This is a genomic window from Corallibacter vietnamensis, from assembly GCF_039537875.1.
Lineage (GTDB): Bacteria > Bacteroidota > Bacteroidia > Flavobacteriales > Flavobacteriaceae > Corallibacter > Corallibacter vietnamensis.
Genome location: NZ_BAABBI010000002.1, coordinates 177,132 through 201,674, shown reverse-complemented (window position 1 = coordinate 201,674; position 24,543 = coordinate 177,132). Strand labels below are relative to the sequence as shown.

Genomic DNA, 24,543 nt, shown 5'->3' with positions numbered 1-24,543 from the left:
AATCATCAATTAGATGACAACAATGTCACTTTTATTCCCACTCTATTGTTGCTGGTGGTTTTGAACTAATATCGTATACTACTCTATTAACGCCTTTTACTTTGTTTATTATTTCATTTGAGGTTTTTTGTAAAAACTCATAAGGTAAATTTACCCAATCTGCTGTCATACCATCAGTGCTTTCTACAGCTCTTAAAGCGACACATTTTTCATAAGTACGCTCATCTCCCATAACACCAACACTGTTTACTGGTAAAAGAATAGCGCCTGCTTGCCAAACAGCGTCATATAATCCCCATTTTTTTAAGTTACCAATAAATACAGCATCAACTTCTTGTAAGATACGAACTTTTTCAGCAGTTATATCTCCTAAAATCCTTATTGCCAATCCTGGACCTGGAAATGGATGACGTCCTAATAGGTTTTTATCCATATCCATAGAAGCTCCTACACGACGTACTTCATCTTTAAATAAGGCTTTAAGTGGCTCTACAATTTTAAGTTTCATAAAATCTGGCAAACCACCAACATTATGATGACTTTTTATTGTTGCACTTGGTCCGCCTGTTGCAGAAACACTTTCTATAACATCAGGATAGATTGTACCTTGAGCTAACCATTTTACATCTGAAATTTCATGAGCTTCATCATCAAACACCTCTATAAATACACGACCAATAGCTTTTCTTTTTTGCTCTGGGTCGCTCAATCCTGCTAATGCATCCAAAAAGCGTGCCGAAGCGTCTACACCTTTTACATTTAGGCCCATACCTTTGTATTGTTCTAATACATCAGTAAATTCATTTTTTCGTAGCAAGCCATTGTTTACAAAAATGCAATATAAATTTTCACCTATGGCTTTATGTAATAGCATAGCTGCTACAGAAGAGTCTACACCACCAGATAATCCTAGAACAACTTTATCATTTCCTAATTGTGCTTGTAAATCTGCTACAGTTTCTTCAACAAAAGATTGCGGTGTCCAATCTTGATTTACTTCTGCTATGTGAACTAAAAAGCTCTCTAACAATTGTTTTCCGTCTGTTGAATGATATACTTCTGGATGAAACTGAATAGCATAAGTTTGTTCACCTTCTATTTTATAAGCTGCATTCTCTACATCATGTGTACTAGCTAGTAAAACACCATTTTCTGGTAACTTTTTTATAGTATCACTATGGCTCATCCACACTTGACTTCCTTTAGAAATCCCACTAAAAAAAGCATCTTCCTTTACGTAAGATAAATTTGCTCGACCATATTCTCTTGTGTTTGATGGCGCTACTTCTCCTCCTGAAAAATGAGCAAGATATTGCGCACCATAACATACAGCTAGCAAAGGTTTTTTACCACGTATTTGTGATAAGTCTGGATGTAAAACATCTTCTCCTCTTACCGAGTTTGGACTTCCCGATAAGATCACCGCTTTATAGGTTTCTAAATTGTTTGGAATCTTGTTGAATGGATGAATCTCACAATAAATGTTAAGTTCTCTCACTCTTCGGGCAATAAGCTGTGTGTATTGCGAACCGAAATCTAATATAAGTACGTTGTTGTGTTGCATGCGCAAAAATAGTAATTGATTTTCTATTGACCTTTTTAGTCTCCTATTTTTTTTCTATTTTTTATGCCATTGAATCTAATATCATGGCTATATCTTTTTCGGTAGTATCAGGATTTATAAAGCAAAATCTAGATACTGTTTCAAAACTATCACCATTTTTCCATTTTGTAGGCGTTACAAGCGCGAAACCTTTTTTGTGGTTTTCGTATGTCCAATTAGTATAATCTTCAGGATTCCATCCTATTCTTCTAAATAACACACATGATAAACTTGGTTCTCTCACGAGTTCAACATGCGGATTATTTTCTATCATACTACCTGCTATTTGTGCTAATTCAAGACCTCTTTCTACAGCTTGTTTATATCTGTCTGTTCCGTGAGTTGCTAAAGAAAACCAAAGAGGTAAACCACGAACACGACGCGTTAATTGTATTTGATAGTCGGTTGGATTAAATCCGTGAGCACCTTCATCTTTAAAAATATCAAGGTAAGATCCTTGTTGAGAATGTGCCTCTTTTGCCAGTTCTGGATTTTTATAAATCACAGCGCCACAATCATAAGGTGAAAACATCCACTTATGTGGGTCTATGGTTATACTATCTGCTCGTTCAATACCACGAAACAAATGTCTTACAGAGTCTGCTGCTAAAGCGCCACCTCCATAGGCTGCATCTACATGAAACCATAAGTTTTCTTGCTCACATACATTTGCTATTCCTTCTAAATCATCAATAATTCCAGCATTGGTAGTTCCTCCTGTTGCTACAACAGCAAATAACCTTTTACGCTGATGAAAATTAAGTGCATCAATAGTTTTTCTTAAAGCATCGCCTTTTAATTCTTCTTCAGAATCAACCAATAAAATATCAACATCGGCTACTTTTGCCATAGCTTTTATAGAAGAGTGCGCACCTATTGATGTTATGATTAAGCCTTTTTCTCGTTTATAAGTTTCATCTCTTCTCCAATATTCTCTTGCTGTTACTATAGCTGATAAATTAGCTGCTGTTCCACCACTTGTAAATACTCCAAAAGCACCTTCAGGCAAACCTGTTAAAGAAACAATCCAAGACATGGCTTCGTTTTCGCAAAAAATACCACCAGCACCTTCCATCCAGTAAGCACCATGAATACTTGAGGCTGATGTTACTAAATCAAACATAATTGCTGCTCTTGTTGGAGACGCAGGAACGAATGCTAAATTTCTAGGATGATCTACAGGAACATTGGCTTTTGATAAGTGTTCTTTCCAAAGATTAAAAGCATATTCGCCTCCAACGCCTTTTGCTGTTACCGTTTCGCCAACAATAGCTTTTAGCTCTTCAGCTTTTTTGGGTTTTCCTATATCGTGTTCTGTTGCTGAAATTCTACCAATAGCATATTTCATGACATCTAGTGTCATTTCAATAAGCTCAATATCAATTTTATGCATGAATCATTTTAAGTTTAGTATTGTAAATTTGCCTTTTAGAGGTTGCAAATTTAACACTAACTGCGAAATTAATTGGTTTCCAAACTCTAAATAAAATTCGGAAAAATTAGCTTGACGTTCTTGTAAACTTTGATTAGGGAATAATTCGTTTTGAAGTTCTGTTACGCGTAGTAAATGATCTTGTAACTTGCGTTTTTGCGCTTTAAGTAAACGTTTTTCTAAATGCTCTAATCCTTTTATTTGTTTACGTTCTTGAGCGCCAACAGCTCCTAAAAAAGAAGCGTCTGTTTTTTCGGCTAGTTTATAAAGGTCTTGAAATTGATTTTTAAGAAGTTCTTTTTGTGGTGAAAAATCAATATCTATTTTAGAAATAGCTTTTGTGACTTTAGTTCTTAATTCTGATTGCTTTAAAAATAAATCGGAAACTGAAAGATTCAGTTTTTCTAACTTTTCTTGCTGTTTTTCAGTTATAAGTAACACCGAGTTTCTTAAAAGCAATATTGGAAAAGTAACTTGTTGCGTTTCAAAATTTGATTTCAACTGAAACCAATATGCTAATTCGCCACCGCCGCCAATGTAACACAAGTTAGGTAAAATAACTTCTTGATATAGCGGTCGCATAACGACATTAGGGCTAAATCGTTCTGGGTATTGCTCAACCTCTTGTAAAAGCGATGTTTTATCCCATGTAATATTGGTGTCTATAACAGTATATGTATCATCAATTTCTACAATACGTTCACGCACTCCTGAAACAATGTAAAACAGGTTGATTTCTCTTGGATTTACCTGAATTTTGTAACTATCAGACAGTTTATTTAAAGCTTCATTTGTTTGTGTAACATGCTTAAAAGCTGTTTTATTTAACAAATCTTCTTTTATATAAGGCACAAATAATTGCTTTAAAGCTTTATCATTTCCGTCTAAAATTACTAGTCCGTATTGAGAAAACAACTTATTAACCAGATAGCGCGTTGCATTGGTTAAATTATCATTATCAAGATAAGCTTCTTTGAAAAGTTCTTGTAATTCTTTTGCGTTTTGACTAGCATTAAGTTCTGATGCAAAGGCACTAAAAACACTATCTAAACCTTCAAGGTTTAACTCTCCAACAGCGCCAGAAGCATTTCTGTTCCATTGTACTTTTTTACCTTGAAAATTAAAAAAGTTAATCTCATCAAAATCATGATCTTCACTTGCCATCCAGTAAACAGGCACAAAATTATATTCTGGATATGCTGCCTTTAACTCATTACAAAGATTTATTGTAGAGATTATTTTATAGAAAAAATATGCCGGTCCTGTAAATAGGTTTAATTGATGCCCAGTCGTTACCGTAAACGTGTTCTCCTGCTTTAGTGCATTGATATTGTTTAAAGTTTCAGCTGATGCTTCTGTACTTTTATACTGATTTTCTAAAGCAGCCACTAATGTTTCTCTAACACTTGCTTTGTAGTTAGATGCTTTATCTTCAATTTGAGCTTTAAAATTTTCTAATTCAGGAAAACGGTTATAAAAAGGTTTTAAATTATTGTTTTCATCTAAATAGTCACATATTAAAGAAGAGAAATAATTGGTTTCTCTAAACGGAATACAGTCTGTTGGCATAGTTACTTTTCAATTGAAGTGTAAATATACAGTTATTCCATTTTTTAGATTCTAAAAATTACGTTAAGAGTTTACCATTATTAATATTAAAGTACTAGATAAATATTAGAATCGTTACTATCTCAAAAAAAATGCGTATATTAACAATAGATTTCAGGTAGACAAACTTAAATCTTTAGTGTCATGAAAACGATACACTTACAAACCAATTCCCCTCAAATCCTGACCTTTATTGCAGTATTTTTATTAATGACTAGCAATTTTAAATCGCATGCTTTTTTTGATTTTCAACAACAGTTAAATTCCTACAAAGCTTTCAAAGGAACAGTTTATGATGCGCAAACAAAAACACCGCTTACTTTTGCTGATATTAGTGTTATTGACACAAATATTAGCACAATAACGAATACTGAAGGCGAGTTTTTGCTTAAAATTCCTGACAACTTACTTAACGCAACGGTTTCATTTTCTTTTTTGGGATATTCTGAACAGAAAATTAAAATTTCTGATTTAACAAATCATCCTAAAATACATTTACAACCTAATGTTACTAGTTTAACCGAGGTGAATTTAACAGCTCCTGAAAGTGCTCTATCTCTAGTTGAAGCTACATTAAAGCGCAAAGGCGAAAACTACATTAATGAGCAAAAAATCATGACTGGTTTTTATAGGGAAACCATAAAAAAACGTAACAAAAATGCCTCGCTATCTGAAGCTGTTGTAGAGATTTATAAACAGTCTTACCAATCTAGAAAAGGCGACAAAGTAAGATTGATAAAAGCTAGAAAAAATACCGATTACACAAAATTAGACACTATAGCGTTAAAACTTCAAGGAGGACCATTTAGCACGCTTTATGTAGATATGATTAAATACAATCAGTTTATATTTAATGAAGATAATTTAAGCAATTATGATTTTAATTTTGAAAACTCTACACAAATAGATAATAGGAAAGTATATGTTGTGAACTTTAAACAAAAACCACAAATACAATCTCCGTTGTACTTTGGGAAATTATATATTGATACTGAAAACTATGCATTAATTAGCGCCATTTACAACTTAAATGTCACTGATGCTGAAGCAGCTAGTAAACTTTTTATAAAGAAAAAACCTAACAAAGTAAGAGTGCTTCCTATTGAAGCTGCATATCGTGTTGATTACAAAACTCAAAACGGTAAGTGGCATTACCGTTATAGCAACATACAATTAGCTTTTAAGGTCAACTGGAAAGGTAAATTGTTTAATAGTAATTACACCCTAAATAGCGAAATGGCTATAACAGACTGGCAAGATAATAACAGTAAAGTATTAAGCTATCAAGAAAGTTTTAAACCTTCAATGATTTTAAGCGATGAGGCTTCTGGTTTTTCTGACCCACAATTTTGGGGTGAATACAACATTATAGAACCTGAAAAATCTATAGAATCTGCTATTAAAAAAATTAATAAACAGCTAGCAAAAAATTAATTACATTATCTTCTTTTTAATAAAAAAAGGCAAGCTAATTAGCTTGCCTTTTGATATATAAATTATATTGTTTTATTAATTTACAACTTCAGCATATAAATCAAAATCTGCTGCATCAACAATAGTAACTGTTGTAAAATCTCCTGTTTTTAAATATACTTTTGAAGCATCTATCAACACTTCATTATCAACATCAGGTGAGTCAAACTCTGTACGACCTACAAAATAATTTCCTTCTTTTCTATCAATAACAACTTTTAGCTCTTGACCTATTTTTTCTTGGTTTAGTTCCCAAGAAATTTGAGATTGAATTTCCATAATCTCATTTGCCCGTTCTTGTTTCACGTCTTCAGGCACATCATCCTCTAAATTGAAAGCGTGTGTGTTTTCTTCATGAGAATATGTAAAGCAACCTAAACGCTCAAAACGCATATCTTTCACCCATTGCTTTAATTCCTGAAAATCTTCTTCAGTTTCTCCTGGATAGCCAACAATAAGTGTTGTACGGATAGTCATATTAGGAACAGCTTTTCTAAAGTCTTGTATCAAGTTTGTTGTTTTAGCTTTTGTTGTTCCGCGACGCATACTTTTTAAAATATGATCTGATATGTGTTGTAATGGAATATCTAGGTAATTACATACTTTTGGTTCTCTATTCATAACCTCTAACACATCCATTGGAAATCCTGTTGGGAACGCATAATGCAAACGAATCCATTCAATACCTTCAACCTTTACAAGATTTTCAAGAAGCTCTGCTAGGTTTCTTTTTTTGTATAAATCTAATCCGTAATAGGTTAAGTCTTGAGCAATAAGTATAAGCTCTTTTACACCACTAGCGGCTAATTTTTCGGCTTCAATAACCAATTCTTCAATTGGGGTACTTTTGTGTTTTCCTCTCATCAAAGGTATGGCACAAAAACTACAAGGTCTATCGCAGCCTTCAGCAATTTTTAAATAGGCATAGTTTTTTGGTGTTGTAGTTAAACGTTCACCTATTAATTCATGCTTGTAATCAGCACCTAAAGCTTTTAACAAAAGAGGCAATTCAGTTGTTCCAAAATATTGGTCTACATCAGGAATTTCTTTTTCTAAATCGGGCTTATAACGCTCACTTAAACACCCTGTAACGAAAACCTTATCTACATCTCCAGCTTCTTTCTTTTGCATGAACTCTAAAATGGTATTCACGCTTTCTTCTTTAGCATTGTTTATAAAACCACAGGTATTAATTACTACAACATTACCTTCTTCTTCATGAGCAACATCTTTTCCATTAGCTTTAAGCTGTCCCATTAACACCTCACTGTCATAAACATTTTTACTACAACCTAATGTTACAACATTGATTTTATTTTTTTTAAGTGATTTTGTTCTCATATCTAAAATTCAGGCAGCAAAGATACAACTAAATTAAACCTTTCCTATATTTAAACATCTAATTAAGAAACTCGCTATGAGAACACAACCTTTTTCTATAATCATTTGCGCTTTGCTTTTATGGAATTGTTCATCAAATGACAATGAAAATATCATAATTAATAAGCCAGAAACTTCAAATCCGGAAATATATTTTCCGCCTTTAAATTCTGATGAATGGGAAAAAATAAATACTGTAATAAATTAAATAAAAACATATTAATTTACGTTATTTACTTATCAATCAATTTTAAAAACAAATCAAGATGAAAAAGTATTTTTATGTAACACTAGTTTTCTTTACTATGTTAAACTGCGCTAAAGATGACGATGGAAACATAGTTCTTATTCCTTTTCAAAACTGTTTACAACCTCATAATTTAGACACTAGCTCAATAACTACAACTTCTGCTGTTATTGAATGGAGTGACCGTAACGATTCTAATTTTTTTAATTTAGAATTTGGGTTAAATGGATTTCAACTTGGAACCGGAGATCGCCTTAATGTAAACTCTGATAATGTTCAACTAATCGATTTAGAACCCAACACAGCTTATGATTTTTATGTAAGGTCTAATTGTGGAGGAAATGATTATAGTGATTGGTCTGGACCAAGCTCTTTTGTAACAGATTAAAACAAAAAAAAGGCTCGCAAATTGCGAGCCTTTTTTGTTTTTATTTAAAAAACGAATCTACAAATTCGTATTTATTAAAAACTTGTAAATCTTCAATACCTTCTCCTACTCCTATATATTTCACCGGAATTTTAAACTGGTCAGAAATTCCTATTACAACGCCACCTTTTGCTGTTCCGTCTAATTTTGTTACTGCTAATGAAGTTACTTCTGTTGCAGCTGTAAACTGTTTTGCTTGTTCAAAAGCATTTTGTCCGGTAGAACCATCTAACACTAATAACACATCATGAGGTGCATCCCCAACAACTTTTTGCATAACACGTTTTACTTTTGTAAGCTCATTCATTAAATTCACTTTATTATGTAAACGTCCCGCAGTATCTATAATAATAACATCGGCATCTTGCTTTACACCAGATTGCAAAGCATCAAAAGCAACAGAAGCTGGGTCACTTCCCATATCTTGACGTACCATTGGCACATCAACACGGTCTGCCCAAACTTGCAATTGATCTATAGCTGCGGCTCTAAACGTATCTGCAGCTCCTAGTACAACTTTTAATCCTTTCTTTTTAAATTGATATGCAAGTTTACCTATGGTAGTTGTTTTTCCAACTCCATTAACACCCACAACCATAAGTACGTATGGTTTTTTGTTTTCAGGAATTGTATATTCAGTTTCTTCTCCTGAATTGGTTTCGCTTAACAAGGCTGCTATTTCTTCTCGAAGAATTTTATTAAGCTCGTCTGTACCAAGATATTTATCTTTAGCGACACGGCTTTCTATACGCTCTATAACTTTTAGCGTTGTGTTTACGCCTACATCACTAGACACAAGTACTTCTTCTAGATTATCTAAAACCTCATCATCAACTTTAGATTTTCCTGCAACTGCCTTACTTAATTTACCAAAAAAACTTGTTTTAGACTTTTCTAGACCTTTGTCTAATGTTTCTTTTTTTTCTGAAGAGAATATTTTTTTAAAAAAACTCATAGGTTTAAAAATTTTATAATCTATAATCAAAAATCTAGCCTAAAAAAAATACTGCTAAACTGTCAGATTATCTGTCAAATATAGATATAAAAAAACTGCTTTCAAATGAAAGCAGTTATAGAATTAAATGTAAGAATTTAATTTATTTTTTGTTTAAAAAATCATTAACAAACTCTGGAGCCATAACTGATTCAACAAACATATAAGCACCAGTTTTAGGTGACTTCACCATTTTGATTGCTTTAGTTAATCTCTTAGATCCTGTTTGTAATGATGCTACTGATTTCTTTGCCATGACTTAATTATTTTATCTCTTTATGAACTGTCATACGCTTAAGAATAGGATTGAATTTTTTAATCTCCATTCTATCTGGCGTATTTTTTTTATTTTTTGTAGTAATGTAACGAGATGTTCCTGGTTGCCCAGACTCTTTATGCTCTGTACATTCTAATATTACCTGTATTCTATTACCTTTCTTTGCCATTGTAACGTATCTTTATGCGTTATGCTTATTTTATAAATCCTTTAGCTTTAGCTTCTTTAAGTGCAGCAGAAATACCAATTTTATTGATAGTTTTTAATGCTGATGTAGAAACTTTTAAAGTTACCCATTTATCTTCTTCAGGAATATAAAAACGTTTTTTGATTAAATTTGCATCAAATTTACGTTTTGTTTTATTCATTGCGTGAGATACATTGTTCCCAACCATTGCTTTTTTCCCAGTAAGTTCACAAACTCTTGACATTTCTTCTAACTTTAATATTGTTATTTTAAAACAGGCTGCAAATTTAGTAAAACTTTACAATATCAGCAAACTAAAATTGTTACTTTTTTAAAATTTCTTTTTGAAGCATTTCGAATGCTTTATTTGACGCCCTATTTATCACTTTTGTTCTGTGGTTTCCAAAATTAAATTTTTCAGAATACACATGTGTTTTTGTTGCTAATGCAATATAAACTGTTCCTACTTCGGCATCAGAGTCTCCTTTTTCAGGACCTGCATTTCCGGTAGTAGCAATAGCATAATCCGTTTTGAATAGCTCTAATACATTCTTTGCCATAGCTTCAGCTACTTGAGAGCTTACTACAGAATGTTTGCTTATAAGTGTTTCTGAAACACCTAAAACATCTATTTTTGTTTGTGTTGCATAGCTCACAACCGATCCTTTGTAATATGCTGATGCTCCTGCACTTGACGTAAACATTTCGGCTATTTTTCCACCTGTACAGCTTTCTGCGGTTGCTATTGTTTTTTCTAAAGCTACTAATTGCTTTCCTAAAATAGACTCTATAGTTCCTTCTGACTCAAACCCAACAAATATATCTTGTATTTGTGGTGTTAATAAGCGAATTTGATAAGCTATTTCAGATTCTAAAATATTTTTGTCGGCATGTTTTCCTGATAATCGTAATCGCACGCGTCCTAAATTTGGTAAATATGCTAATTTTATAAAATCAGGTAATGCGTCTTCCCATTTTTCTATACGCGCAGCAAGATCACTCTCGCCTAACCCTGCTGTTAATACTGTAGTATGATATATATATGGAAAATTAAATTTATCACTTAGTCGTGGAATGACTTCGTCTTCCATAAGTGCTTTCATTTCAAAAGGAACTCCTGGAAGTGATACAAATACTTTATTATTTTTTTCAAGCCACATTCCTGGTGCGCTTCCGTTTACATTCATTAAAACGGTGGCTTTTGATGGAACTAATGCTTGATCTAAATTAACTTGAGACGGAAGAACATCTTTTTTAAAACCTTTCCATAACCTATATATATTATCGGTTACGGCATCATCTCTAATTAATGTATCTTGAAAATAATTAGTGATTGTTTTTTTTGTGATATCGTCTTTTGTTGGACCTAATCCTCCAGTTATAATGATTATATCAGCGTTTTCTTCAGCCTCTGTTAAGGCTTTTAAAATATGAGTTGCATCATCTTGAACAGACGTAATTTGGTATACTGAAACACCTAATTTATTAAGTGTTTTTGATATAAACGTTGCGTTTGTATCTACTATTTGCCCAATAAGAATTTCGTCTCCAATGGTTATAATCTCTGCTTGCATTATAAGCCAAAATCTGATTTAATTTCTTCTGAAGCATTATTTACGGCTGCCATAACGATATCTAATTTTTCAGAAATATCTGTTTCAGTTCTTTCAAATTTTCCCCAGTCTTGTACTTCTATTAGGTCATTTAAAACACCTAGCTCAAACAAGTCTATTGTAGGTTTCATTTTATGTGCTGCTTGGTATGCCGAAAAATAGTCTTTGGATGCAACTGCTTCTTTTAATCGTTCTGCATCTTCAGGTACTTCATCTAAAAAGGCTGCTGCTAAAGCTGCAATAAAATCCTCGTCATTATCTGCTAATTCTCTTACTCTAAATAGTTTGTAATGTTGTTCCATTTATTTTACTGTTATTGAAAACATTTCTTTGTTTTCTAAAAACCCTCTTAACTTGTCGTTTGCATCTACACTTCCAACTCCTGCCGGAGTTCCTGTAAATATAATATCTCCTATCTTTAAAGTAAAATATTTTGAAACATATTCGATAATCTCATCAATTTTCCACAGCATGTGACTGGTATTTCCTGTTTGCACAACTTTTTCGTTCTTCTCTAAAGAAAAATTTAATTGATTTATGTCAGAAAAATCACTTTTTGGCACCCATTTACCAACAACAGCTGCGCCGTCAAAAGCTTTTGCTTTTTCCCAAGGCAATCCTTTTTCTTTAAGTTTTGACTGTAAATCTCGTGCCGTAAAATCTATACCTAAACCTACTTCATCATAGTATTTATGAGCAAATTTTTTATCTATATATTTTCCTACTTTATTTATTTTAACCAAAACCTCAACCTCATAGTGCACATCATTTGAAAAGTCTGGTATAAAAAACGGTTGTTTTTTTAGTAAAATGGCTGTGTCTGGTTTTAAAAACACCACTGGATCTGACGGTTTTTCATTTTCCAGCTCTTTGATATGTTCTGTATAGTTTCTTCCTATGCAAATTAATTTCATAACTTATAAAACTACCCTAATTTATTATTAAACGCTCTTAACTTTATAGCTGTTAGCACTTTTTTTGTATACAAAGGGAAATCTGCATTAAGCAGCCAACCAAAATACCCTGGTTCGGTTTCTAAAACTTCGGTAACTAATTTACCTTTATGCTTACCGAACGAGAAACATTCTTCGCCTTTCTTGTTATATATAATAAAACCTGCAAAATCAGCAAACTTTTTACGAGAACTAAATTCTGCTAAAAAAGCGGTGTTATTTTCTAACTCATCATATTTATCTACTTGTGCTTTTAATACTTCATAAGTAGCTAGTGTATCGGCTTCTGCGCTATGTGCATCATCTAGATTTTTATCACAATAAAACTTATATGCAGCACTTAATGTACGTTGCTCCATTTTATGAAAAATAGTTTGAACATCAACTGCTAAACGATTTTTCATATCAAAATCTACATCTGCTCGCAACATTTCTTCTGCCAATAATGGTATATCAAATCTATTTGAATTGAAACCTCCTAAATCTGAATCTTTTATCATATTATGAATCTCTTTAGCCAACTCTTTAAATGTAGGCTTATCTGCTACATCTGCATCTGATATGCCATGTACTTTTGTTACTTCTGGCGGAATTGGCATTTCAGGGTTTACACGTTGCGTATAAGTTTCTTCTTTTCCGTTTGGGTGCACTTTTAATATAGATATTTCTACAATTCTGTCATTTGAAATATTAATACCTGTGGTTTCTAAATCGAAAAAGCAAATAGGTTTGGTAAGATTGAGATTCATGGAAAATAATTTTTATGCAAAGATAACGAGAATATATAGAACTCATCGTTTCTAAAATTTTAATAATACACAGTTATAATAATAAAAAAAGCACAGTATTAAACTGTGCTTTTTTACTCTAGAATATTTTTTTTTAAATCTCTCTATTAGGATCCCAAGCTTCTAAATAGTCTTTTACTGCTTTTACAAACTGACCTCCTAACGCTCCGTTTACTACACGGTGATCGTAAGAATGAGACATAATCATTTTATAACGAATACCTATAAAATCACCTTCTGGAGTTTCAACAACTGCAGGCATTTTACGTATAGCTCCTAATGCTAATATACCTACTTGTGGTTGATTGATTATTGGTGTTCCCATGATGCTTCCAAATGTACCTACATTTGTTACAGTGTAAGTACCTCCCTGAATATCATCTGGTTTTAATTGATTTTGTCTAGCTCGGTTAGCTAAATCATTCACCTTTTTTGTCATACCAACTAGGTTAAGTTGATCTGCATCTTTTATAACAGGAACTATTAAGTTTCCGTCTGGTAAAGCAGCAGCCATTCCTAAATTGATATGTTTTTTCTTAATAATAGTATCTCCTTGAACAGAAATATTCATCATTGGAAAATCACGTAGTGCTTTTGCCACGGCTTCCATGAAGATTGGAGTAAACGTAAGATTTTCTCCTTCACGCTTCATAAAGCTATCTTTTACTTTTTTACGCCAGTTCCAAATTTTTGTAACGTCAGCTTCAATAAAACTTTGAACATGAGCTGAAGTTTGCACTGAATCTACCATGTGATGAGCAATAAGTTTACCCATTCTGGTCATTTGAATAATCTCATCATCTCCTGTTGGTATAGCTGGAGCTGTTTTTACTGGTTCTGAAGCTTGTTTTACTTGAGGTGCTGCCGCTGGTTTTCCTGTTTGTGGCACTGTTCTATTTTCTAAATACGCTAGTATATCGTTTTTGGTAACACGACCATCTTTTCCAGTTCCTTGAATAGCGTCTAATTCTTCTTGACCAATACCTTCTTTCTTTGCAATATTTTTAACCAAAGGAGAATAAAAACGATCTCCTGAAGAAACTACAGTTGCGGCTGTTTCTTTTGCTGTTTCAACAGTACTTTCTACTTGAGCTACGGCTACTGTATCAGTTTTTGTTTCTACGTTTTTGGTAGGTTGTGATGTAGAATTGTTTGTACTTGACGAAGATTCTCCTTCTGTCTCAATAATAGCTATTGTTTGCCCTACTTGAACAACATCATCAACATTAAATAGTTTTTCTACCAAAACACCATCTACTTCACTAGGAACTTCACTATCTACTTTGTCTGTTGCTATTTCTAGAACTGCCTCATCAGCCTCTATGGTATCTCCTACCTCTTTTAACCATGAAGTGATTGTTGCTTCTGCTACACTTTCTCCCATTTTTGGGAGTTTTAATTCGAATTTTGCCATATCTGTAATGGAAACGTGTTTTTTTTTATTTCGCCTGCAAAATTAATGAAAAATCATCTAATCTGTTGCAGTTTCATCAATAAATTCTTGTTAACAAACTATTACTTCTCCTCTTGTTTTAGAGCTATTACTACCTAAAACAAAATTAGATTGCGCGATTAATATTTTAAAAGTTGTATTTGATATACTGCTAAACGCATCAATATGTGCAATAATTGACTTAAAAGCAAGCATATCTGTATCAAAAATAATTTCTGTATTGGGTTTTACATTTTCAAGGTCTCCTCTTAATTCTATAGGTTTTTCTATTTTTTTTTGTAAATACTCTGGTATTTTATTTGATAACAGTACTAAATGTTTACTTGTTGTATTATCCGCTTTAGGGTTTGTCCTTATTAAATATGCAGCTTTTATTCCTAACCAAACAACAATATTAAAAGCTAGATTACTTTTAAAATGCTTTTTGTAAAAAATTTGCATAGCACCATAAAAGCGTTGTGCATACTTTGCATCTTTTAGTGTACTTTCTCCTTTAAAATGTATAACTGTTGTTTTACCATAATAATAATTGTCGTAGCCTGCTTTAAGAATTTTATAAGATAAGTCTATATCTTCTCCGTACATGAAATAGTCTTCATCAAAGCCATTTATCTGTTCATAAACCGTTTTTTTAAGCAGCATGAATGCTCCGACAAAAATAGGCGCCTTACCTATATCGTGCTCTTCAAGCTGATTGGCATAATAGTCATTTGGATTACCTAACAACTTTTTGAAAGCAACACGTGGTTTGGGAATATTACGCTTACTTTCTGGCAAATACTTTCCTGTACCGTCTATTAATCTGCAACCAACAATACCTAGATTGGTTTGGTTTTCTGCAAATTCAATAAGTTGAGAAAAAGCATCTTCAGGGACTACTGTATCTGGATTTAAAATACAAACATATTTGCCTTTTGCATGGCTTACACCTATGTTATTTCCTTTAGAAAACCCACTATTTAATTTATTTTCAATGAGATTGACATCTGGAAACAGTTGTTTTACCATCTCACAACTATCATCTGATGAGTTATTATCTACAACTATAATTTCGGCATCTAAAGTTGAAATGGCCTCTGAAACACTTTTTAAGCATAGCTCTAAAAAATAGCGCACATTGTAATTCAGAATAATTATTGATAACTGCATGTCCTTGATATTTCCTAGTGAAACGCACCAAATATAAGGCAAAATAAATTCTATTTTAGAAAAATACATTTAACTATATGATATATCTTTTTTTACTAAAAAAATGTTAACGATTATTATTACATTTGCACCCTATTTTAAATAAAATCAATGGTATTTAGCAGCGCATATTTTTTACTTTTATTTTTGCCTTTTGTTCTTCTACTCTATTTTATAGTACCTAAAAAATATAGGAATCTAGTAATTTTAGCAGCCAGTTTATATTTTTATACATATGGTGAGAAGTTTCTGGTATTGATAATGATATTTTCTACAATTGTAGATTATAAATGTGGTATCATGATAGAGGAAGGAAACAAAAAGCTTGGGCTTCGGTTTTCTTTGCTTACCAATTTACTAACTCTAGGTGTATTTAAGTATTTTAATTTTGCTATAGATAATTTAAAAGCTGCTATAAGTGGTTTAGGCATCCAAACAAGTGCTTTTGATGGTATTATAGAAATTGCTTTGCCTTTAGGCATTAGCTTTTATGTTTTTCAAACTATGTCATATACCATTGATGTTTACAGGGGCAATGTAAAAGCTAGTAGAAACATTTTAGAGTTTGCCACCTATGTCACTATGTTTCCACAGCTTGTTGCTGGACCAATTGTAAGATACATTGATGTTCAGAAAGAAATTGTAAAGCGCGAGGTAACTTTAGTATCTTTCTCTAAAGGTTTAGAGCGTTTTATTTTAGGTCTTGCTAAAAAAATGATTTTAGCCAACACATTTGCTAGTGTTGCTGATAATATTTTTGCTGAAAGCAGTGGTGATATCTCAACACTAAATGCTTGGATTGGTGTATTTGCTTACACCTTCCAGATTTACTTTGACTTTTCAGCTTACTCTGACATGGCTATTGGTTTAGGTAAAATGTTTGGCTTTAACTTTCTTGAAAACTTTAATTACCCATATATATCAAAAAGTATTAAAGAATTTTGGAGGCGTTGGCACATCTCATTATCATCCTGGTTTAGAGACTACTTATATATCTCACTTGGCGGAAATAGAAAGGGTAAATCTAGAACCTATTTAAACTTATTTATTGTATTTTTTATTACTGGGCTTTGGCATGGTGCCGCATGGAACTTTGTTATTTGGGGACTTTTTCACGGACTTTTTATTGTAATTGAGCGTGTTGGTTTTGATAAAGTTTTAGAAAAATTATGGGCGCCAATTCAGCATATTTACACATTACTTATTGTTTTGATAGGTTGGGTTTTATTTAGGGCCGAAGACTTAAACCATGCATTAATTTATCTCAAAACAATGTTTGTTTATAATGAAGGGTCTTATGCTCTTAACGATTACCTGTCTTATTTTAATTACAACAACGAAACAATTATTATTTTTGGTTTAGGCATTATTTTTTCTTTCCCAATATATCCTTATCTTGAAAAGAAATTAACCAACCCTACTTTCTTGCCATTTAGGTATTTACTTGTAATTTCACTGCTATTTATTAGCATTCTATACATAGCTGCAGGATCTTATAACCCGTTTATTTATTTTAGATTTTAATTAGTATCTCAACATAATGAAAAATAGACTTCATAAAATATTCATTACTGTTAGTATAGTAATGATTTCTATCCCTTTAGTTTTAGTATTATTAAAAATAAAGGTAGAACCAAAAAATCCTGGAGAAAAGAAAATCAGTTTAAACTTTAAACGTAACTTTCCTTTAAAAGCTGATTTGTTTGAAATGTATTGTAATATAAAAGCAAACTTTTTAAAAGTAAATCCTGTACCCAACTCTGTTATTGATTTAAATAACGGTTGGAAGTTTTTAGGAAACGATTATAGTAATGCATTAACTGAATCTAAAGGAATACAAAACTTTAACAAGGAACAATTAGAAACAATTAAAACAAATTTACTTGAAAACAAAAAATGGATAGAAGACCATGGTATTAAATTCTATCTATCTATTGCTCCAAATAAGCATAGCATTTATGGGGATATGATTCCCATTGCTAAAAGCAATAAAAAAACAAAGCTTGAACAAATAAAAACGTTATGTAAGAATATTGACATACCATTCATAGATTTAGGAGCGTATTTTCCTAAAGACAGCATAAGACTATATCATAGAACAGATTCTCACTGGAACTATTTAGGAGGCTATTATGCCTCAAAAGCTATTATAAATAGTTTATCTAAAGATTATAAAACACAAAACTTTAATAACCACCCACTAAGCGACTATGAGATAGAACGCTTTAATTCTCCTATTGGAGACTTAAATGGTATGTTATTTCTTAAAAAAAATGAAGAGGTTATAACCATCAAACCCAAGTTTGAATATAGCTGGACAAAGCAAGCCAACCAACTACCTTTACCATCTCCTTATCACTTTGACCCTAAAGATTACGAACACCGTTATACTAGCGATGTAAACGATTTAAAAATCATAATTATGAGAGATTCCTTTTTTGTTGCTTTACAGGAAACTATTGCTAATAATTTTGGTGAAACGCTTTGCATTTGGAGACATAATTTTGATAAAACATTAATGAAAAACGAAAAGCCAGACATCGTTTTATACGAAATTGTAGAAAGAAATATAGACGTTTTACTTAATGACGATTTTGATCACGCATCTAACTAAACGATTATAATACGTAATTTTGTAATCAATCTTAACTTATGGAACAAGAAAACGCACCATTGGTATCAATTTGTATTCCGACTTATAATGGTGGCGCATTTATAGAAGAAACGCTTCAAAGTGCATTAAATCAAACATATAAAAACATAGAGATTGTTATTACAGACGATAAATCATCTGACAACACTCTTGCTATATGCAACGCTTTTGCTGAAAAAGATTCTAGAATTAAAGTTTATGAAAACACTGCAAATTTAGGTCTGGTAGGTAATTGGTGTGAAAGCGTAGAAAAAGCCTCTTCAAAATGGGTTAAGTTTTTATTTCAAGACGACTTATTAGAGCATGATTGTGTTGAAAAAATGATAAATGCGGCATTATCTTCAAATGTAAATTTTGTAATATGTAACAGAGAGTACATATTTGAAGAAGGTTTTGACCCAAAAATAAAAAAACAATACGCAGAGAAGTTACCTAAAACAGAACTAATCTTTAACGATCCTATTGTTTACACTCCAAAAGAAACAGCAAAACGCATAAGTCCTTATATTTTTAATAATTGCATAGGAGAACCACCAACATTTTTATTTAATAAAGACTATTATTCTAAAGAAGATTATCCTGATACGTATTTTCAGCTTATAGATTACATCTTTATTTTAAATAAAATTTTAGTTCACAACTTTACCTTTGTCAATGAAAAACTTGTAAAATTTAGAGTTCATAACGATTCTGAATCTATGAGAAATACAAGTAAAATTGAAAATGATAAGAAAGCTTTTCATAAATTTATATACATTCAATTTTATGAAAAACTACAGATTTGCTATGAAATTTTACATAACCCATTATTTAAAAACGTAAAAAAACACACTTCAGAAAACCATATTAATTCTATAAAAAATTGGTTTGTTATGGTATCTTATAAGCGTTATGGCTTTAAAAAGGTTTTTGCTTTTTATAAAGCTTCAAAACTTAATGATTTTATTATAGATTCTTATACATCAAACTATAGCTATCCTAAATACAAACTGCTTAAAGTAAGAATGAAAAACATACATAAAAAATACAACTTATAATCAGTTTTAATTATGAAATTAGTTTCTATAGTAGTTTGCACATACAACGGCTCAAAATATATTGAAACACAAATACAAAGCCTTTTAGAACAGACGTATTCTAACATAGAAATTATAATAGCTGATGATTCATCTACAGACAATACGGTTTCCATAGTTACTAATCTTGCTAAAAACCATAATAACTTAAGTGTACATAGTTTTAAAGAAAATTTAGGCTATATTAAAAACTTTGAAAGAGGTATTTTGTTAGCAAATGGAGACTACATTGCCCTTTGTGATCAAGATGATTGGTGGCATCCTACCAAAATAGAAAAACTAGTTGCAAACATTTCAGATTACGATATAATATATTGCAATTCAGAATTCACCAATGCCCTTTTAGAACCTAACGGAAATAGTTTTTCGAAATCTAAAAACATGATAACCTCAAAAAACCCATTAAACTTTGTCATAGAGAATTGTGTTTCAGGCCATGCAAGTATTATAAAAAAAGAACTTATAGAAAAATCTTTACCGTTTCCGGACCAAGTACCTCACGACTGGTGGCTTACATTTATAGCTACGCTAAACAACGGTGTTACTTATTATGATGAAGCTCTAGTAAAGTATCGCTTTCATGACAACAATGTTATTGTATCTAAAAAAAATAAAGTAGATAAAAAAGCTAAAAAAATAGAACGACGACACAGAGTTAAAACATTTTATGAGGTAATTCCTGAAAATAATAAGAATAAAAAAATTCTTAAAACCATAAACAATTCCTTTAAGAGTTTTTCTATTATAAACAATATAAAGCGTGCTTACATTTTTTTAAAACACCGAGAAGACCTACTTGCTATATTAAAAAAGTCAGATTTTAAAAAGCGGGTTTTTGCTTATACCATGTTTTTCAAACTCAAATAGTACTATGAAAGTAACAATTATAAGTTTAGACAAATGGGGATATAATGAATTTATAGCTAAAGAGCTTAAACGCCAAGGCGTTCAAGTAAAGCATATAGATTTTTATAAACTTAAATACAGTTATCCTACCTTTTTTCATAAAGCTCTCAATTTTGTCACAAAAACATTATTTAATTATAATTTAAAACGAGAACATCTAAATAACGTTTTAAAAAACGCAATTAATAAAAACGAAAAGCAAGATGCTGTTTTAATAATAAAAGGAGATAATCTATCTATAAAAACAATTAAGTCTATTAAGAAAAACACAAAAACACTTATTACCTTTTTAAATGATAGTATGGCGCGTTACCCAAGAATGAAACGCGTATATCCGTACTTTGATAAAATCTATTCTTTTGATCCTGATGATGTTGCAAAACACAACTTTAATCTTATAACCAATTACATCTATTTTGATTATAAAAGTATTGCTAAAACAACACCTGATTTTGGCGTATTCAACATAAGCTCTCTTGACAAGCGCACCAAAACAATGCCGCAATTTGCAAAATACTTCAAAGCACATGATATAGACTATAAACTTATAGCATTCTCTAGCACTCACCATAAGGAGTTAGAGCACTTAAACATTGAACAAACAACAAAAACCTACACCCTTGATGATGTTTTTAACCTAGTAAAAAACAGCACGTATTTATTAGATTTACAACGCCCTAAACAAAAAGGATTATCTTTTAGAATATTTGAAGGTTTAGCTTTAGAGAAAAAAATAATCACAACCAATAAAGACATTGTAAACTATGACTTTTACACCCCAAACAATATAGCTGTTGTTGATAGCGATGAAATAAAAATCCCTAAAACCTTTTTTTCTACTCCATATCAAAAAATTGATGATGAAATAGTAAACAAATACCACATATCACAATGGGTAAATACTGTTTTTAATCTTGAAAACTCATAATTATGAACACAACCCTACTTATCTCAACATACAATTGGCCCAAAGCGTTAGAACTCGTTTTAATGAGTGTAGAACGTCAAAAAAAACTACCAACTGAAGTTGTTATTGCAGATGATGGCTCTACTGAAGAGACAAAAAAACTCATTGAGTCTTATCAGGAAAATTTCCCTGTAAAAATCAGGCATATATGGCATGAAGACAAAGGTTTTACAAAAACGGTTATTCTCAACAAAGCCTTAAAAACAATTACTTCAGATTATGTAATACAAATTGATGGTGATATTATATTACATTCTAACTTTATAAAAGATCATATTGCTAATGCAAAAAAAGGCACTTATTTATTTGGATCTCGTATTTCTATCACAGAACCTTACTCTAAAAAAGCTTTAGAGAAAAAACAAATTAAGTTTTATTGGTTTGGCAGTGGTTTATTAAGAAGAACTCGCGCTATTTACTTACCTTTTTATAACACATTTACAAAATCAAAACATAAAAACTCTAGCAAATTAAGAGGTTGTAACATGTCTTACTGGCTAAAAGACGCTATAAATATTAATGGCTACAACGAAGACTATATTGGTTGGGGCTATGAAGATTTTGATTTTGCCCAAAGATTAATAAATGCTGGCGTAGCAGCAAAACGTATCAAACATGCTGCAATTCAATTTCACATATATCACAAAGAAGCGCCTAAAGGAGACACAGATAAAGGGAACAAAATTCTTTCAAAAACAATTCAAGAACAAATCTCTGTGTGTAAAAACGGCATCAAGAAGTTATAATTTTAATGATGACTCAAACGGAATTCTGTTTATAATACTTCTACCCAGAGTTACTTCATCAGTATATTCTAATTCGTTACCAACAGATATACCACGAGCAATAGTAGATGTTGTTATCTCAAAATCCTGAATTTGTTTGTAAATATAAAAGTTTGTTGTATCGCCTTCCATTGTAGAACCTAGTGCAAAAATAAGCTCTTTCACAGTACCTTCTTTTACTTTATCTACTAGCGTTTGAATATTTAAATCGTTTGGCCCAATACCATCCATTGGCGAAATCTTACCTCCTAAAACATGGTAAAGACCTTTGTAAGAACTTGTATTTTCTATTGCCATAACATCACGAATATCTTCTACAACACATATTATTTCATTTGTTCTATGTGGGTTTGCACATATTTCACAAAGTTCATAATCACTTATATTATGGCAGTTTTTACAGAATTTTATATCGCGCCTCATAGTCTCAAGAGCTTTTGCTAGCTGAAATGTTTGCGATTCAGGTTGGCGCAATAAATGCAGTACCAATCGCAAAGCAGTTCGCTTTCCTATTCCCGGTAGTTGAGACATTTCATCTACAGCTTTTTCTAATAATTTTGATGCAAATTCCATAGTTGCGAATTTACGATTTTACATTTAAGAATTGCATATACATCAGTAATTTGTATTTTGGCTCATATTTTTTGTTACTATGAGCGCAACACAAATCATACTACTTATTTTAGGCTATTTTGGCGTACTTATTTTAATTTCTTATCTCACAGGAAAAAAGTCCGGAAACGATGCTTTCTTTAAAGCCAATAAGCAATCGCCTTGGTATGTGGTTGCTTTTGGAATGATAGGAGCTTCTTTATCTGGTGTGACATTTATTTCTGTTCCTGGTTGGATTGAGGCTTCTCAATTTGGCTACATGCAGGTTGTTTTAGGATACATACTAGGATATCTTGTTATTGGGACGGTCTTACTTCCTCTGTATTACAAACTAAATTTAACATCCATATATAGTTATCTAGGTGAGCGCTTTGGTAATTATTCTTATAAAACAGGAGCTTCGTTTTTCTTAATTTCTCGAGTAGTTGGTGCTAGTTTCAGGCTATTTTTAGTTGCTAACGTATTGCAAATTATATTGTTTGATGAATTAGGAATTCAATTTTGGCAAACGGTTACTATTACGGTATTACTTATATGGCTTTACACATTTAAATCCGGGATAAAAACTATTGTTTGGACTGATACCTTACAAACGCTCTTTATGCTTATAGCTGTTGGTGTTACCATATATTTTGTAAGTGATGAATTAGGTTTATCTGGCGGTAATGTTCTTGATTACGTTTTAAACAACGAACTTTCTAAAACATTCTTTTTTGATGATATTAAATCTAGCAATTACTTCTGGAAACAATTTATTTCTGGTGCTTTTATAGCCATAGTAATGACAGGTTTAGACCAAGATATGATGCAAAAAAACCTAACCTGTAAAACTCTTAAAGACGCTCAAAAAAACATGTTTTGGTTTACCATAGTTTTAACCATAGTCAACTTTGTGTTTTTAAGTTTAGGACTGCTATTAACAATGTATGCAAAACAAAATGGTATTGATGCGCACAAAGACGACCTATTCCCTATTTTAGCAAAAAACCATTTAGGTATTGGTGTCTTTATATTTTTCCTTTTAGGCCTTATTGCTGCAGCTTACAGCAGTGCCGATAGTGCTTTAACTTCTCTAACCACATCATTTAGTATTGATATTTTAGATATTGAAAAAAAATATGATGAGCAAAAACAAGTTCGTATAAGAAAACGTATTCATGTATTAATATCTTTAGTACTTATACTTGTTATAGTTGCTTTTAAGTACATCATTAAAGATGAAAGTGTTATTGCTAAACTATTTGTTTTTGCAGGTTATACCTATGGCCCACTTTTAGGACTTTATGCTTTTGGCTTGTTTACAAAATGGCAAGTAAGAGACAAAATTGTTCCTTTTATAGCAATATTAGCACCTATTTTATCATATGTAATTAGTGCAAATAGCTTAAAATGGTTTGGGTTTGAATTTGGTTTCTTTATACTTATCCTAAACGGATTTTTAACCTTTTTAGGATTAGTATTGATTTGTAGAAAGCAAAACTAACGTACAAGCAACTTCAAAATCAATGGTGTTTTCTTTTAGCTTCTTATAAAGTTCAGGGTTTTCTGTACCTGGATTAAAAATAACACGCTTAGGTTTTAGGGAAATTATATAATTGTAATAATCTTTTTGACGCTTCGGATTCAAATAAAGCGTAACCGTATCTACATCATTATATGGTTTTAAACCTGTATCAATAGTAACACCTTCAATTTCACCTTCTTTTAAACCAAAGGCTACGACCTCATGATTATTTGCTACTAATTTTCTAATAGCATAGTTTGAATACCTATCTGTTTTTAAAGAAGCTCCTAGCACTAATGTTTTTTTACTCATTTGTTAAAGTGTTGTTAAGTAATGTTAAATAAAGTAACACTATTATAAAATAAACGTCTATGGTAATAATAACAAATACAAAGTATCAATCAAAAAAAAGAATTA

26 protein-coding genes are annotated in these 24,543 nt (G+C 31.6%); 10 read left to right on the top strand and 16 right to left on the bottom strand.

What is annotated here, in order from left to right; genetic code table 11:
• Window positions 1–31 precede the first annotated feature (31 nt).
• From guaA to bshC, 3 genes are all read right to left on the bottom strand, one after another.
• Complete coding sequence (gene guaA / locus ABD690_RS09355) at window positions 32–1,564, bottom strand: glutamine-hydrolyzing GMP synthase (protein ID WP_344729757.1); 1,533 nt, start codon at window positions 1,562–1,564, stop codon at window positions 32–34.
• A gap of 61 nt (window positions 1,565–1,625) precedes the next feature.
• Window positions 1,626–2,996, bottom strand: a complete 1,371-nt coding sequence (locus ABD690_RS09350) for a pyridoxal phosphate-dependent decarboxylase family protein (RefSeq protein WP_344729755.1) — start codon at window positions 2,994–2,996, stop codon at window positions 1,626–1,628.
• Window positions 2,997–2,999: 3 nt separating this feature from the next.
• Window positions 3,000–4,604: a bacillithiol biosynthesis cysteine-adding enzyme BshC gene (gene bshC / locus ABD690_RS09345; protein WP_344729753.1), complete on the bottom strand. Its 1,605-nt coding sequence runs from the start codon at window positions 4,602–4,604 to the stop codon at window positions 3,000–3,002.
• A 183-nt stretch (window positions 4,605–4,787) separates the two neighbouring features.
• Between bshC and ABD690_RS09340 the strand changes: the two genes are divergently transcribed.
• Window positions 4,788–6,077, top strand: a complete 1,290-nt coding sequence (locus ABD690_RS09340; RefSeq protein WP_344729751.1) for a carboxypeptidase-like regulatory domain-containing protein — start codon at window positions 4,788–4,790, stop codon at window positions 6,075–6,077.
• A gap of 75 nt (window positions 6,078–6,152) precedes the next feature.
• Here ABD690_RS09340 and rimO read toward each other — a convergent pair whose 3' ends face one another.
• On the bottom strand, window positions 6,153–7,457 hold the full coding sequence (rimO, locus tag ABD690_RS09335) for a 30S ribosomal protein S12 methylthiotransferase RimO (RefSeq protein ID WP_344729749.1): 1,305 nt from the start codon (window positions 7,455–7,457) through the stop codon (window positions 6,153–6,155).
• A gap of 76 nt (window positions 7,458–7,533) precedes the next feature.
• Here rimO and ABD690_RS09330 point away from each other — a divergent pair, with 76 nt between their 5' ends.
• Both ABD690_RS09330 and ABD690_RS09325 read left to right on the top strand, forming a co-directional pair.
• Window positions 7,534–7,704 (top strand): hypothetical protein, encoded by a 171-nt coding sequence (locus ABD690_RS09330; protein ID WP_344729747.1) that lies wholly within the window; start codon window positions 7,534–7,536, stop codon window positions 7,702–7,704.
• Window positions 7,705–7,762: 58 nt separating this feature from the next.
• The gene (locus tag ABD690_RS09325; protein WP_344729745.1) at window positions 7,763–8,131 is read left to right on the top strand and encodes a fibronectin type III domain-containing protein; all 369 of its coding nucleotides are present in this window, start codon (window positions 7,763–7,765) and stop codon (window positions 8,129–8,131) included.
• A gap of 40 nt (window positions 8,132–8,171) precedes the next feature.
• Here the strand turns inward: ABD690_RS09325 and ftsY are convergent, their stop codons facing one another.
• The 10 genes from ftsY to ABD690_RS09275 all read right to left on the bottom strand — a co-directional run bounded on the left by ftsY (window position 8,172) and on the right by ABD690_RS09275 (window position 15,584).
• Window positions 8,172–9,125 carry a signal recognition particle-docking protein FtsY gene (gene ftsY / locus ABD690_RS09320; RefSeq protein ID WP_344729743.1) on the bottom strand — a complete coding sequence of 318 codons (954 nt, stop codon included), beginning with the start codon at window positions 9,123–9,125 and terminating at the stop codon, window positions 8,172–8,174.
• 142 nt (window positions 9,126–9,267) lie between these two features.
• On the bottom strand, window positions 9,268–9,420 hold the full coding sequence (locus tag ABD690_RS09315) for a DUF4295 domain-containing protein (RefSeq protein WP_008271041.1): 153 nt from the start codon (window positions 9,418–9,420) through the stop codon (window positions 9,268–9,270).
• A 7-nt stretch (window positions 9,421–9,427) separates the two neighbouring features.
• Entirely contained in the window at window positions 9,428–9,610 is a 183-nt protein-coding gene (gene rpmG, locus ABD690_RS09310; protein WP_007648529.1) for a 50S ribosomal protein L33, read from the bottom strand.
• A gap of 25 nt (window positions 9,611–9,635) precedes the next feature.
• Window positions 9,636–9,872: a 50S ribosomal protein L28 gene (gene rpmB / locus ABD690_RS09305; protein WP_344729718.1), complete on the bottom strand. Its 237-nt coding sequence runs from the start codon at window positions 9,870–9,872 to the stop codon at window positions 9,636–9,638.
• Between the two features lie 79 nt (window positions 9,873–9,951).
• A complete protein-coding gene (locus ABD690_RS09300; protein WP_344729716.1) occupies window positions 9,952–11,202 on the bottom strand; it encodes a CinA family nicotinamide mononucleotide deamidase-related protein in 1,251 nt (416 codons plus the stop codon).
• Window positions 11,202–11,543, bottom strand: a complete 342-nt coding sequence (locus tag ABD690_RS09295; RefSeq protein WP_344729714.1) for an Hpt domain-containing protein — start codon at window positions 11,541–11,543, stop codon at window positions 11,202–11,204. The genes ABD690_RS09300 and ABD690_RS09295 overlap by 1 nt, the downstream gene beginning before the upstream one ends.
• Complete coding sequence (locus tag ABD690_RS09290; protein ID WP_344729711.1) at window positions 11,544–12,155, bottom strand: fumarylacetoacetate hydrolase family protein; 612 nt, start codon at window positions 12,153–12,155, stop codon at window positions 11,544–11,546.
• Window positions 12,156–12,166: 11 nt separating this feature from the next.
• Complete coding sequence (locus ABD690_RS09285) at window positions 12,167–12,943, bottom strand: exonuclease domain-containing protein (protein ID WP_344729709.1); 777 nt, start codon at window positions 12,941–12,943, stop codon at window positions 12,167–12,169.
• 133 nt (window positions 12,944–13,076) lie between these two features.
• Window positions 13,077–14,396, bottom strand: coding sequence for a dihydrolipoamide acetyltransferase family protein (locus ABD690_RS09280; protein WP_344729707.1), 1,320 nt, complete (start codon window positions 14,394–14,396; stop codon window positions 13,077–13,079).
• Between the two features lie 90 nt (window positions 14,397–14,486).
• Window positions 14,487–15,584, bottom strand: coding sequence for a glycosyltransferase family 2 protein (locus tag ABD690_RS09275; protein WP_344729704.1), 1,098 nt, complete (start codon window positions 15,582–15,584; stop codon window positions 14,487–14,489).
• A gap of 150 nt (window positions 15,585–15,734) precedes the next feature.
• Here ABD690_RS09275 and ABD690_RS09270 point away from each other — a divergent pair, with 150 nt between their 5' ends.
• From ABD690_RS09270 to ABD690_RS09245, 6 genes are read left to right on the top strand one after another with little or no spacing between them, the layout of a single operon-like run.
• Window positions 15,735–17,147, top strand: coding sequence for an MBOAT family O-acyltransferase (locus tag ABD690_RS09270; protein WP_344729702.1), 1,413 nt, complete (start codon window positions 15,735–15,737; stop codon window positions 17,145–17,147).
• 16 nt (window positions 17,148–17,163) lie between these two features.
• Window positions 17,164–18,237: an alginate O-acetyltransferase AlgX-related protein gene (locus ABD690_RS09265; protein ID WP_344729700.1), complete on the top strand. Its 1,074-nt coding sequence runs from the start codon at window positions 17,164–17,166 to the stop codon at window positions 18,235–18,237.
• A 38-nt stretch (window positions 18,238–18,275) separates the two neighbouring features.
• The gene (locus tag ABD690_RS09260) at window positions 18,276–19,313 is read left to right on the top strand and encodes a glycosyltransferase family 2 protein (RefSeq protein WP_344729698.1); all 1,038 of its coding nucleotides are present in this window, start codon (window positions 18,276–18,278) and stop codon (window positions 19,311–19,313) included.
• 12 nt (window positions 19,314–19,325) lie between these two features.
• A complete protein-coding gene (locus ABD690_RS09255) occupies window positions 19,326–20,219 on the top strand; it encodes a glycosyltransferase family 2 protein (RefSeq protein WP_344729694.1) in 894 nt (297 codons plus the stop codon).
• Window positions 20,220–20,223: 4 nt separating this feature from the next.
• Window positions 20,224–21,186 carry a WaaS/CpsH family glycosyltransferase gene (locus ABD690_RS09250; protein WP_344729691.1) on the top strand — a complete coding sequence of 321 codons (963 nt, stop codon included), beginning with the start codon at window positions 20,224–20,226 and terminating at the stop codon, window positions 21,184–21,186.
• Window positions 21,187–21,188: 2 nt separating this feature from the next.
• Window positions 21,189–21,971 (top strand): glycosyltransferase family 2 protein, encoded by a 783-nt coding sequence (locus tag ABD690_RS09245; RefSeq protein ID WP_344729688.1) that lies wholly within the window; start codon window positions 21,189–21,191, stop codon window positions 21,969–21,971.
• Here ABD690_RS09245 and recR read toward each other — a convergent pair.
• On the bottom strand, window positions 21,966–22,583 hold the full coding sequence (gene recR / locus ABD690_RS09240; protein ID WP_344729684.1) for a recombination mediator RecR: 618 nt from the start codon (window positions 22,581–22,583) through the stop codon (window positions 21,966–21,968). The genes ABD690_RS09245 and recR overlap by 6 nt on opposite strands.
• A 79-nt stretch (window positions 22,584–22,662) precedes the next feature.
• Here recR and ABD690_RS09235 point away from each other — a divergent pair, with 79 nt between their 5' ends.
• Window positions 22,663–24,105, top strand: coding sequence for a sodium:solute symporter (locus ABD690_RS09235; RefSeq protein WP_344729681.1), 1,443 nt, complete (start codon window positions 22,663–22,665; stop codon window positions 24,103–24,105).
• Here the strand turns inward: ABD690_RS09235 and ABD690_RS09230 are convergent.
• Entirely contained in the window at window positions 24,076–24,438 is a 363-nt protein-coding gene (locus ABD690_RS09230) for a CoA-binding protein (RefSeq protein ID WP_344729678.1), read from the bottom strand. The two genes, ABD690_RS09235 and ABD690_RS09230, sit on opposite strands and share 30 nt — an antisense overlap.
• Window positions 24,439–24,543: the final 105 nt, after the last annotated feature.

Coding starts and splice junctions, on each gene's coding strand:
- rpmB (WP_344729718.1), bottom strand. CDS start 9,872: ATGTCAAGAGTTTGTGAACTTACTGGGAAAAAAGCAATGGTTGGGAAC.
- ABD690_RS09340 (WP_344729751.1), top strand. CDS start 4,788: ATGAAAACGATACACTTACAAACCAATTCCCCTCAAATCCTGACCTTT.
- rimO (WP_344729749.1), bottom strand. CDS start 7,457: ATGAGAACAAAATCACTTAAAAAAAATAAAATCAATGTTGTAACATTA.
- ftsY (WP_344729743.1), bottom strand. CDS start 9,125: ATGAGTTTTTTTAAAAAAATATTCTCTTCAGAAAAAAAAGAAACATTA.
- guaA (WP_344729757.1), bottom strand. CDS start 1,564: ATGCAACACAACAACGTACTTATATTAGATTTCGGTTCGCAATACACA.
- ABD690_RS09295 (WP_344729714.1), bottom strand. CDS start 11,543: ATGGAACAACATTACAAACTATTTAGAGTAAGAGAATTAGCAGATAAT.
- ABD690_RS09280 (WP_344729707.1), bottom strand. CDS start 14,396: ATGGCAAAATTCGAATTAAAACTCCCAAAAATGGGAGAAAGTGTAGCA.
- ABD690_RS09265 (WP_344729700.1), top strand. CDS start 17,164: ATGAAAAATAGACTTCATAAAATATTCATTACTGTTAGTATAGTAATG.
- ABD690_RS09315 (WP_008271041.1), bottom strand. CDS start 9,420: ATGGCAAAGAAATCAGTAGCATCATTACAAACAGGATCTAAGAGATTA.
- ABD690_RS09300 (WP_344729716.1), bottom strand. CDS start 11,202: ATGCAAGCAGAGATTATAACCATTGGAGACGAAATTCTTATTGGGCAA.
- ABD690_RS09330 (WP_344729747.1), top strand. CDS start 7,534: ATGAGAACACAACCTTTTTCTATAATCATTTGCGCTTTGCTTTTATGG.
- ABD690_RS09290 (WP_344729711.1), bottom strand. CDS start 12,155: ATGAAATTAATTTGCATAGGAAGAAACTATACAGAACATATCAAAGAG.
- bshC (WP_344729753.1), bottom strand. CDS start 4,604: ATGCCAACAGACTGTATTCCGTTTAGAGAAACCAATTATTTCTCTTCT.
- ABD690_RS09260 (WP_344729698.1), top strand. CDS start 18,276: ATGGAACAAGAAAACGCACCATTGGTATCAATTTGTATTCCGACTTAT.
- ABD690_RS09235 (WP_344729681.1), top strand. CDS start 22,663: ATGAGCGCAACACAAATCATACTACTTATTTTAGGCTATTTTGGCGTA.
- ABD690_RS09275 (WP_344729704.1), bottom strand. CDS start 15,584: ATGCAGTTATCAATAATTATTCTGAATTACAATGTGCGCTATTTTTTA.
- rpmG (WP_007648529.1), bottom strand. CDS start 9,610: ATGGCAAAGAAAGGTAATAGAATACAGGTAATATTAGAATGTACAGAG.
- ABD690_RS09350 (WP_344729755.1), bottom strand. CDS start 2,996: ATGCATAAAATTGATATTGAGCTTATTGAAATGACACTAGATGTCATG.
- ABD690_RS09325 (WP_344729745.1), top strand. CDS start 7,763: ATGAAAAAGTATTTTTATGTAACACTAGTTTTCTTTACTATGTTAAAC.
- ABD690_RS09255 (WP_344729694.1), top strand. CDS start 19,326: ATGAAATTAGTTTCTATAGTAGTTTGCACATACAACGGCTCAAAATAT.
- ABD690_RS09245 (WP_344729688.1), top strand. CDS start 21,189: ATGAACACAACCCTACTTATCTCAACATACAATTGGCCCAAAGCGTTA.
- ABD690_RS09270 (WP_344729702.1), top strand. CDS start 15,735: ATGGTATTTAGCAGCGCATATTTTTTACTTTTATTTTTGCCTTTTGTT.
- ABD690_RS09250 (WP_344729691.1), top strand. CDS start 20,224: ATGAAAGTAACAATTATAAGTTTAGACAAATGGGGATATAATGAATTT.
- recR (WP_344729684.1), bottom strand. CDS start 22,583: ATGGAATTTGCATCAAAATTATTAGAAAAAGCTGTAGATGAAATGTCT.
- ABD690_RS09285 (WP_344729709.1), bottom strand. CDS start 12,943: ATGAATCTCAATCTTACCAAACCTATTTGCTTTTTCGATTTAGAAACC.
- ABD690_RS09230 (WP_344729678.1), bottom strand. CDS start 24,438: ATGAGTAAAAAAACATTAGTGCTAGGAGCTTCTTTAAAAACAGATAGG.